The 9,412-nt window shown below is 63.8% G+C and carries 9 protein-coding genes; 5 read left to right on the forward strand and 4 right to left on the reverse strand.

Translation table 11 applies throughout. The annotated features are described in order from the left end of the window. Positions 1-438 precede the first annotated feature (438 nt). From exaC to B7O88_RS09145, 4 genes are all read right to left on the reverse strand, one after another. The gene (exaC, locus tag B7O88_RS09130; RefSeq protein ID WP_088275442.1) at positions 439-1,959 is read right to left on the reverse strand and encodes an acetaldehyde dehydrogenase ExaC; all 1,521 of its coding nucleotides are present in this window, start codon (positions 1,957-1,959) and stop codon (positions 439-441) included. 192 nt (positions 1,960-2,151) lie between these two features. Continuing rightward, the gene (locus tag B7O88_RS09135; RefSeq protein ID WP_088275444.1) at positions 2,152-2,793 is read right to left on the reverse strand and encodes a response regulator; all 642 of its coding nucleotides are present in this window, start codon (positions 2,791-2,793) and stop codon (positions 2,152-2,154) included. After that, positions 2,790-4,067, reverse strand: a complete 1,278-nt coding sequence (locus B7O88_RS09140) for a HAMP domain-containing sensor histidine kinase (RefSeq protein ID WP_088275446.1) — start codon at positions 4,065-4,067, stop codon at positions 2,790-2,792. Before B7O88_RS09140 ends, B7O88_RS09135 begins: the two co-directional genes overlap by 4 nt. A gap of 7 nt (positions 4,068-4,074) precedes the next feature. Then, positions 4,075-4,512: a cupredoxin domain-containing protein gene (locus B7O88_RS09145; RefSeq protein WP_088275448.1), complete on the reverse strand. Its 438-nt coding sequence runs from the start codon at positions 4,510-4,512 to the stop codon at positions 4,075-4,077. 152 nt (positions 4,513-4,664) lie between these two features. Between B7O88_RS09145 and B7O88_RS09150 the strand changes: the two genes are divergently transcribed. From B7O88_RS09150 to B7O88_RS09170, 5 genes are all read left to right on the forward strand, one after another. Continuing rightward, a complete protein-coding gene (locus B7O88_RS09150; protein ID WP_088275450.1) occupies positions 4,665-5,861 on the forward strand; it encodes an ABC transporter substrate-binding protein in 1,197 nt (398 codons plus the stop codon). 11 nt (positions 5,862-5,872) lie between these two features. Then, positions 5,873-6,847 (forward strand): YVTN family beta-propeller repeat protein, encoded by a 975-nt coding sequence (locus tag B7O88_RS09155; protein WP_088275726.1) that lies wholly within the window; start codon positions 5,873-5,875, stop codon positions 6,845-6,847. Beyond that, positions 6,847-7,584 carry an ABC transporter ATP-binding protein gene (locus B7O88_RS09160; protein ID WP_412779069.1) on the forward strand — a complete coding sequence of 246 codons (738 nt, stop codon included), beginning with the start codon at positions 6,847-6,849 and terminating at the stop codon, positions 7,582-7,584. The genes B7O88_RS09155 and B7O88_RS09160 overlap by 1 nt, the downstream gene beginning before the upstream one ends. Beyond that, positions 7,581-8,372 carry an ABC transporter permease gene (locus tag B7O88_RS09165; protein WP_088275455.1) on the forward strand — a complete coding sequence of 264 codons (792 nt, stop codon included), beginning with the start codon at positions 7,581-7,583 and terminating at the stop codon, positions 8,370-8,372. The genes B7O88_RS09160 and B7O88_RS09165 overlap by 4 nt, the downstream gene beginning before the upstream one ends. Before the next feature lie 203 nt (positions 8,373-8,575). After that, positions 8,576-9,238, forward strand: a complete 663-nt coding sequence (locus tag B7O88_RS09170) for a response regulator transcription factor (RefSeq protein WP_083724638.1) — start codon at positions 8,576-8,578, stop codon at positions 9,236-9,238. The last annotated feature ends 174 nt before the right edge of the window (positions 9,239-9,412 follow it).

Below are 9,412 nucleotides of genomic sequence, written 5' to 3' on the forward strand. Positions count from 1 at the left end.
TCGCGGGGATGACGTGGTGGTAATTCGCGGGTGCACTGTGTGGTGGTTTGCGGGGATGACTAGTGGTCGGACACAGCACGCTGTGTCCCTACGCCGGGATCACCGAAATTGCAGGGAAGAACGCAGAGCGTCCGGGCAGGCGTTCCCACGCAGCGCGTGGGAACGATCAGAAACCGGTCACGTTCGTGCAAGCGTCACCACGGCCACGGCATGCCGTGGCCCTACCGGAGATCGGGTCAGCAGCGCTGCTATAGAGAACGCTCCACCAAATCCCAGACAAAAAAAGGCGTGACCGAAGTCACGCCAAAGTTTCACGAACAGACTTGCAGAACGAGGGGCATGTTCCCTCAGGGGTAGTACTCAGGGCCGACAACTCACCACCAGCCCCTAGCGCCCCGGCAGGTGGAGCAACCTGCGCGGGGTTTGCCTGGGTTGGGCTTAGAAGAAGCCCAGCGGGTTGACGTCGTAGCTGATCAGCAGGTTTTTGGTCTGCTGGTAGTGGTCGAGCATCATCTTGTGGGTCTCGCGACCGACACCGGACTTCTTGTAACCACCGAACGCGGCGTGGGCCGGGTACATGTGGTAGCAGTTGGTCCAGACGCGACCGGCCTGGATGCCACGACCCATGCGGTAGGCACGGTTGATGTCGCGGGTCCAGAGGCCGGCGCCCAGGCCGAACTCGGTGTCGTTAGCGATCGCCAGGGCTTCGGCTTCGGTCTTGAACGTGGTGACGCTGACCACCGGGCCGAAGATTTCTTCCTGGAAGATGCGCATCTTGTTGTGGCCTTTGAGCAGGGTCGGCTGGATGTAGTAGCCGTTGCCGAACTCGGCGTTCAGACGCTCTGCGCCGCCACCGATCAGGAACTCGGCACCCTCTTCGCGGGCGATTTCCATGTAGGACAGGATCTTGTCGAACTGCTGCTCGGACGCCTGCGCCCCGACCTGGGTGTCGGTATCCAGCGGGTTGCCGCGTTTGATGGTACGGGTACGCTCCAGCACCATGCCGATGAAGTCGTCGTACATGTCTTCCTGGATCAGCGCGCGGGACGGGCAGGTGCACACTTCGCCCTGGTTGAAGAACGCCAGCACCATGCCTTCAACGGCCTTGCTGATGAACGACTCTTCCGCCTGCATGATGTCGGAGAAGTAGATGTTCGGCGACTTGCCGCCCAGCTCGACGGTAGACGGGATGATGTTTTCCGCGGCGCACTTGAGGATGTGACGGCCAACCGGGGTGGAACCGGTGAACGCCAGCTTGGCGATGCGGGTGCTGGTGGCCAGCGCTTCACCGGCTTCGCGGCCGTAGCCGTTGACCACGTTCAGCACGCCCGGCGGCAGCAGGTCGCCGATGACTTCCATCAGCACCAGAATGCTCAGCGGGGTCTGCTCTGCAGGCTTGAGCACGATGCAGTTACCGGCAGCCAGCGCCGGGGCCAGTTTCCACGCGGCCATCAGCAGCGGGAAGTTCCACGGGATGATCTGACCAACGACGCCCAGCGGCTCGTGGAAGTGGTACGCGGCGGTGTGCTCGTCCAGCTCGGCAGCGGTGCCTTCCTGCGAGCGCAGGCAGCCGGCGAAGTAGCGGAAGTGGTCTGCGGCCAGCGGGATGTCGGCGTTCAGGGTTTCACGTACGGCTTTGCCGTTGTCCCAGGTTTCGGTGACGGCCAGCAGTTCGAGGTTCTGCTCGATGCGGTCGGCAATTTTCAGCAGGATGTTGCTGCGCGCCTGCACGGAGGTCTTGCCCCAGGCATCCTTGGCAGCGTGAGCGGCATCCAGCGCCTTGTCGATGTCTTCGGCGGTAGAGCGCGGGATTTCACACACAGCGTTGCCGGTGACGGGCGTCAGGTTGGTGAAGTACTGGCCTTTGACCGGTGCGACAAACTCGCCATTGATGTAGTTGCCATAGCGAGACTTGAAGGAAACGACTGAGCCTTCGGCTCCGGGTTGTGCATAGATCATTGTTGTTTTCCTCTGAGCGAAGCCTGACCCCGCACGGGTCAAGTCATGGTTCGATCTTAGTAACGGCTCCGGGGTGTCTGGTATGCGCCGTTGGCAGGGTTGACGTCGTTATTTAGTAGTAGATTGCCCGACCAACAACGTTCTCTCAGGCTAGCTGGCAGGCGGCTAAGCCGTGTTGCAGCCGACCAGCGGTCAGGCGCGCTGCACCCGCAGCACGCCGGTATCAATCGCCAGATGCACCAGTTCGGTCAGCGAGCTGACGTTGAGCTTCTGTTTGAGCACGGTGAGGTTGTTGGAGACGGTCTTGCTGCTGATGCACAGGTTCTCGGCGATCTGCCGGGGCGGCACGCCGCGGGCAAGCATCACGAAGATTTCAAACTCACGCTGGGTCACGTCGCGCAGGCGCGGGTCGAGGCGTTCATCGCTGCCGGCGCAGGCCAGTTGGGTGGCCAGCTCCTGTTCGATGTAGCGGTGGCCCTTGAGGCAGCGGCCAACCGCTTCGAGCAGCACTTCGGGCGAGGCGTTCTTGGTGATATAACCGAGCGCGCCGGTCGCCAGCGCCTGACGCACCAGCGGCAGTTCATCGTGCATGCTGAAGAACAGGATGCGCAGCAGCGGCCAGCGCTGAATCAGCCGCCGGGCGGTTTCGATACCGCTGATGCCGGGCAGGCCAATGTCCATTACTACGAGATCGGGCACGCGCTGCTGGGCGGCGGCGATGGCCTCCTCCCCGCTTTCCGCGCCGCGCACCTCGGCCTGGCCAAGCATCATTGCCAGCAGGCTGGTGTAGCCCTGGCGCACTACCGCGTGATCGTCTACCAGCAAGATGTTCATGCTGCCTGCCTCCAGGGAATGCTCAGTTCCAGTATCAGCCCGCCCTGCTCTGCACCGCGCAACTGCAACGCAGCGCCGAGACAGCGAGCCCGTTCGTGCATCGAGTGCATGCCGATACCCCAGACGCTGTTCTGCGCCAGCCCGCAGCCGTCGTCTTCGATGCGCACCACCAGTTGATCACCCACGCAGCCCAGCCAGAGCTGCACCAGCGTGGCGCGGGCGTGGCGGGCGACGTTGTTGAGTGCTTCCTGTACCAGCCGGTACAGATGCGCGCGGGCGTCGGCCGTGAGTTCGGGCAGATCGGTGGTCAGCAGCAGGCGGCAGTCAATGCCGTGCTGCACCTGCCATTGTTCGCTCAGTTGAGCCAGCGCCTGTTCCAGTCCAAGGCGCTGCAGCACCACCGGGTGCAGGTCGCGCACCAGGGCACGAAAGCCCTGCTGCAGGCCGTCGCAGCTGCCGATCAATTGCTGGCTGAGCTGTTCAATCTGTTCGGGCGAGGCGCTGCGGCTGTGCTGCAACATAAAGGTCTGGGCGCGAATGCCGGTGAGGTACTGGCCCAGATCGTCGTGCAGCGCGTGAGCCAGCTGCGTGCGCTCGTCTTCCTGCACGCTGAGCAGCCGCTCGGTCAGGTTCTGGTTGCGCTGCTCGGCTTGCTGCAGGGCACCGGCCATGCTGTTGAAGCGCTCGGCCAGCTGGTTCAGTTCCGGTTGCTGGCTGGCGGCCAGCCGCGTATTGAAGCGCCCAGCCGCGACCTCATGCAGGCCGCCGAGCAGTTGTTGATAGGCGCGCTGGCCACGGCCAAGCGCCCAGTGAATCGCCAGCAGCGACACCGCCAGCGCGGCGGCAAACACCAGCAGCAGAAGCTGCACCGATTCCCAGATTTCGCCCAGTTCGTCGTGCGGGTCGGGGGTGATGTGCCACTGGGAGCCGTCGTTGAACGACAGCGTCAGCGGCGGGAAGCGTTCATCCACCGCCGGTTGCAGCCAGTTGACCAGCCAGCGCGGCACGTCTTCGGCCGTGGTCGCGGCCAGAGCCTCACCCACACGGCTGATGCGCAGGTGACGCAGGCCGTCGAATTGCTGCGGGTCGGGTGAACTGGCGCTGCGCGACAGGCCGTCGAACAATTGCAAGGCCAGCGCGCGGCTGGCGTGCAGTTCGCGCACCAGATCCTTCTCGGCCTGCTGCAGCAACACCAGCAGCAGGCTGAGCAACATCGCGGCGAAGGCCAGCAGCACTCCCGCGTACAGGCGTGCCGCCAGCGGCAGGGTTTTCATCGGGGCCTCAGCGGACGACGAAGGTGCCCTGCATACCCTTGCTCTCGTAGCCCTTGAGATAGAAGGCGTAGCGACCGGGGATCAGCGGGGTAAAGAAGATTTCGGCCTCACCGGCTTCCTCGAATTCCAGCTCGTGCAGCACGGCGGGCTTGATTTCCACATCCCCGGCCTCGACCTTGCGCAGGTGCACGGTCTTGAAGAAGTCGGGCGCCTGGAAGGCGTATTCCTTCTGCCCGGAGGAAATGACCATCAGTTGATAGGCCTTACCGGTTTCCAGCTCGTATTCGCTCTGGCTCAGGGCGAAGTCGCTTTCTTCGTTGCCCAGAATCAGGTCGGGCAAAGGCGTGGTGCGGCGGGTCAGGTCACCGGCGGCGAACAGACGGTCGGTGCCAATCAGGCAGACAAGCATGAGGCTGACGTGCAGCAGGGTGCGGGTGTGCGACATGGGGGCAGTCCTTTTTTATTGTGCTGCTGCCATGCTAAAGACCCTGTCGCGGGCCGAAATAGTACCTTGGTACCGGGCGATTGGTACTTTCTTCATATTTCCCCGTCGGCGGGCGGTTCATATGCTGGGGCCACAACAAAAAGGAGGCCCCGATGCGCCCGCTGCTCACCCAAACCGCATTCTTCATGCTCGCCCTGTGCGCGGCCACACTGGTCGCTGAACGCAGCCATGCCGAGCCGCTGGCGGTACGCATCGGCTACGTGGCCTGGACACCCGACCCCGGCCCGGTCCTGTCGAACGTGATCCCCGAGCCGACCGACGCTGGCCTGCGCGGAGCGGAACTCGCCATCGTCGACAACAACACCACCGGCCGCTTCCTCAAGCACGACTATCAACTGCTGACCGCCAGCGAGCCCGAGCTGGACGCGACCCTTGACGCCGCCCGCGCCCTGCATGCCGACGGCGTGCGACTGTTTATCAGCAATCTGCCGGCCAGCGCGCTGAGCGCCCTGTCTGCCGAGTTTGGCGACAGCCTGCTGTTCAACGCCGGCAGCTACAACGATGAGCTGCGCACCAGCCAGTGCCTGCCCAACGTGCTGCACACCCTGCCCAGCCGCGCCATGCTGGCCGATGCGCTGGGCCAGTTTCTGCTCAGCCGCAAACTCAAGCGCTGGCTGCTGATCAGCGGCCCAACCGAAGCGGATCAGGCCTACGCCAATGCCCTCAAGCGCGCCGCCCAGCGTTACGGCATGCGCATCGTCGCGGAGAAAGAGTGGAGCTTTGACACCGACCTGCGCCGCGCCGCCCAGGCCGAGGTGCCGCTGTTTACCCAGACCGACGAGTACGACGTGGTGCTGGTGGCCGACGAGCGCGGCGACTTTGGCGAATACATCCCCTACAACACCTGGTATCCGCGCCCGGTGGCCGGCACCCAGGGCCTGACCCCGGTCGGCTGGCACAAAACCATCGAAACCTACGGCGCGGCGCAATTACAGAAGCGCTTTGAGGAACACGCCGGGCGCTGGATGAACAGTCTGGACTTTGCTTCCTGGCTGGCCGTGCGCTCGATTGGCGCGGCCGTCACCACCCTCAATAGCACCGATGCCAGCGCCATTGGCGCGCTCAGCGTCAGCGACCGCCTGCCGATGGACGGCTTCAAGGGCCGCAAGCTTAGCTACCGCACCTGGAGCGGCCAGCTGCGCCAGCCAATTGCGCTGGTACAGCCGCGTGCCCTGGTTACTACCTCACCGCAGGACGGCTTCCTGCACCCCGGCACCGACCTGGACACCCTCGGATACGACGAGCCCGAGAGCCAGTGCCGCATCGCCGAACACCTGAACAAGAGCTGATGGAGCTGCCCATGACTACCCTGCCCTTTCGCCACGCCCTGCTGGCCGCGCTGATCACCACCGCGAGCACCAACGCTCTGGCCGAGACTGCCTACGTATCGAACGAGAAGGACAACACCATCTCGGTGATCGACATGAACACGCTGGAGGTGACCGACACGCTGGAGGTCGGCATGCGCCCGCGTGGCATTCTGCTGTCGAGCGACAACAGCAAGCTGTTCATCTGCGCCAGCGACTCCGACACGGTGCAGATCATGGATCTGGCGACCCGCCGCATCATTCAGGAACTGCCATCCGGCGCCGACCCAGAGCAGTTCGCACTGCACCCGAACGACCGCACCCTGTATATCTCCAACGAAGACGATGCGCTGGTGACCGTGGTGGACGTGCCGACCGCCGAGGTGCTGGCACAGATCGACGTGGGCGTGGAGCCCGAAGGCATGGCGGTCAGCCCGGATGGCAAGTGGGCGGTCAACACCAGCGAAACCACCAACATGCTGCACTGGATCGACACCACCACCAACGAGCTGGTCGACAACACGCTGGTTGACCAGCGCCCGCGCCACGTCGAGTTCACCCACGACAGCAAGACGCTGTGGGCCTCGGCCGAGATCGGCGGCACCGTCACCGTGCTGGACGTGGACTCGCGGGAAGTGAAAAAGGTGCTGACCTTCGAGATCAAGGGCATTCACCCGGATCGTATCCAGCCGGTTGGCGTGCGCCTGACCCGCGACGGCAAGTACGCCTTCGTCGCCCTTGGCCCGGCCAACCACGTGGCGGTGGTCGACGCCAACACCTTCGAGGTGCTGGACTATCTGCTGGTGGGCCGCCGCGTCTGGCACATGGCGTTCAACGCCGACGAAAGCCTGCTGCTGACCACCAACGGCATCAGCGGTGACGTATCCGTGGTCAACGTCCACGACCTGGAGGTAGTGAAGTCGATCAAGGTCGGCCGCTTCCCCTGGGGTGTGGTGATTACCCCCTGATGAGCATCTGTGTGCAGGGAGTCAGTTTTGCCTATGGCGAACGTCAGGCGCTCAGGCAGGTGGATTTCAGCTGTCAGCCGGGCTGCCTGAACGCCCTGCTCGGCCCCAACGGCGCGGGCAAATCCACGCTGGTGGCGCTGCTCAGCCGCCTCTACGACCTGCAGCAGGGCGACATCCTGCTCGACGGTTTGTCGATCCGCCAGCACCCACGCGCGGCGCTGCGCCAGCTCGGCGTGGTGTTCCAGCAGAGCACGCTGGATCTGGACCTCAGCGTGCGCCAGAACCTGGCCTACCACGCCGCCTTGCACGGCCTGTCGCGGCGCGAGGCGGCGCAGCGCATCGACGCCGAACTGGCCCGCCAGCAGCTCGGCGAGCGCCAGCACGAGCGGGTGCGCGCACTGAACGGTGGCCACCGGCGGCGAGTCGAGATTGCCCGCGCCCTGCTGCATCAGCCGCGCATATTGCTGCTGGATGAGGCCAGCGTGGGGCTGGATCAGGCCAGTCGCCGGGCGCTCAATCAGCACGTGCGCGCGCTGTGCGATGAGCAGCAACTGACGGTGATCTGGACCACTCACCTGCTCGACGAGATTCTGCCCAGCGACCCGGTGGTGATGCTCAACCGCGGCCGCGTGGTCGCCCAGGGCCAAGCCGACGCGCTGAGCAACGGCGCGACTCAGGAGAGCCTGAGTGACGCTTTCGAGCGGCTCAGCCGCGCCAGCGAGGAACCCGCCCTATGACCGCCGCCCAGTACCTCAACTGCCTGCAGGGCGTGATGCAGCGCGAATGGCTGCGCTTCTTCCAGCAGCGCTCACGCTTTCTCAGCGCGCTGGTGCGCCCGCTGCTGTGGCTGCTGGTGTTCGCCGCCGGGTTTCGCGCCGCGCTCGGGGTATCGATCATCCCGCCGTACAGCACCTACATCACCTACGAGACCTACATCCTGCCGGGGCTGTGCTGCATGATTTTGCTGTTCAACGGCATGCAGGGCTCGCTGTCGATGGTCTACGACCGGGAGATGGGCAGCATGCGCGTGCTGCTGATGAGCCCGCTGCCGCGGCCCTTCCTGCTGCTGTGCAAGCTGCTGGCCACCGCGCTGGTGTCGCTGATTCAGGTGTACGCGTTTCTAGCCATTGCCTGGTGCTTCGACATTCGTCCGCCGCTCTGGGGCCTGCTGGCCGCCGCACCCGCCCTGCTGCTGGCGGCGCTGCTGCTCAGTTCGCTGGGACTGCTGTTGTCCAACGGGATTCGTCAGCTGGAGAACTTTGCTGGGGTGATGAACTTCGTCATCTTCCCGCTGTTTTTCCTGTCGTCGGCGCTGTATCCGCTGTGGAAGATGCGCGAGTCGAGTGAGTGGCTGTATTGGCTGTGTGCGCTCAACCCGTTCACCCACGCGGTCGAGCTGGTGCGCTTTGCGCTGTATCAGCAGTTCAACCTGACCGCACTGCTGGTGTGTCTGGGCTTGTGGCTGCTGTTCAGCCTGGCGGCGGTGCTGACCTTCAACCCGCAGCGCGCGGCGGTGCGGGGGTAAGCTGCACACCAGGCGGCCGCGCCGCTTTTCGCTTGCGGCTTGCGGCTTGCGGCCCTCCGGGCCGGGTTTACTACTTTAGTACCGGTTCGTTGTGCGAATGTATCATTTGCAAGACGCCCCACCGGGGGTGTAATACCAACTGATACCACCGGGCCAGCGTTGCCCGGCATGACCAAATACAACAAAAACAGGTTGCCCAAGCCATGTACAAGATACTGATAGCTGATGATCATCCGTTGTTTCGCGAGGCCATCTGCAATGTCATCAGTAGCGGATTTCCCGGCAGCGAGTTGCTGGAAACCTGCGACCTGGACAGTGCTCTGGCCATAGCCCGGGAACAGGACGACCTGGATTTGATTCTGCTGGATCTGAACATGCCCGGCATGCACGGCCTCAATGGCCTGATCACGCTGCGCAACGAGTCGCCGTCGATTCCGGTGGTGATCGTCTCCGCCGAGGAAGACAAGCAGGTAGTGCTGCAGGCCATCACCTACGGCGCAGTCGGCTTTATCACCAAATCCTCGCCGCGCGCGCAAATGACCGAAGCGATCGAGCAGATACTCGACGGCAACGTCTACCTGCCCTCAGACATCATCCGCGCCAACCACACCATCACCCGCCGCAACCCCGAGGAATACCCCATCTCCCCGGAACTGCTCTACGCCCTCACCCGAAAGCAACTGCTCGTGCTCGAGCGCATGGCCAAGGGCGAGTCCAACAAACAGATCGCCTACCACCTAGACATCGCCGAAACCACGGTGAAAGCGCACGTGTCGGCGATTCTGCGCAAGTTGAATGTGCATAACCGGGTGCAGGCGATTTTGTCGGCGAGTGATGTGGATTTCAGTGCGTATTTGCGGCGCTGAGCAGGGCTGAATCCTGTCGCCCCAACCGGGAAGGTCGAGCTCCCGCTCGACCGACGAACCTCCGTGCAACGCCGTGGCCGAGTTGGAACTCGGCCTTCCCGTCAAACGGTGCTGCGGTACCTCCGCAGCGTTGATAATTATCTGCGTCGGCTTGTCGTCCTGATTTCGCCTTCC

The organism is Halopseudomonas aestusnigri (assembly GCF_002197985.1).
GTDB classification, from domain to species: Bacteria; Pseudomonadota; Gammaproteobacteria; order Pseudomonadales; family Pseudomonadaceae; genus Halopseudomonas; species Halopseudomonas aestusnigri.

Coding starts and splice junctions, on each gene's coding strand:
- exaC (WP_088275442.1), bottom strand. CDS start 1,959: ATGATCTATGCACAACCCGGAGCCGAAGGCTCAGTCGTTTCCTTCAAG.
- B7O88_RS09135 (WP_088275444.1), bottom strand. CDS start 2,793: ATGAACATCTTGCTGGTAGACGATCACGCGGTAGTGCGCCAGGGCTAC.
- B7O88_RS09140 (WP_088275446.1), bottom strand. CDS start 4,067: ATGAAAACCCTGCCGCTGGCGGCACGCCTGTACGCGGGAGTGCTGCTG.
- B7O88_RS09145 (WP_088275448.1), bottom strand. CDS start 4,512: ATGTCGCACACCCGCACCCTGCTGCACGTCAGCCTCATGCTTGTCTGC.
- B7O88_RS09150 (WP_088275450.1), top strand. CDS start 4,665: ATGCGCCCGCTGCTCACCCAAACCGCATTCTTCATGCTCGCCCTGTGC.
- B7O88_RS09155 (WP_088275726.1), top strand. CDS start 5,873: ATGACTACCCTGCCCTTTCGCCACGCCCTGCTGGCCGCGCTGATCACC.
- B7O88_RS09160 (WP_412779069.1), top strand. CDS start 6,847: ATGAGCATCTGTGTGCAGGGAGTCAGTTTTGCCTATGGCGAACGTCAG.
- B7O88_RS09165 (WP_088275455.1), top strand. CDS start 7,581: ATGACCGCCGCCCAGTACCTCAACTGCCTGCAGGGCGTGATGCAGCGC.
- B7O88_RS09170 (WP_083724638.1), top strand. CDS start 8,576: ATGTACAAGATACTGATAGCTGATGATCATCCGTTGTTTCGCGAGGCC.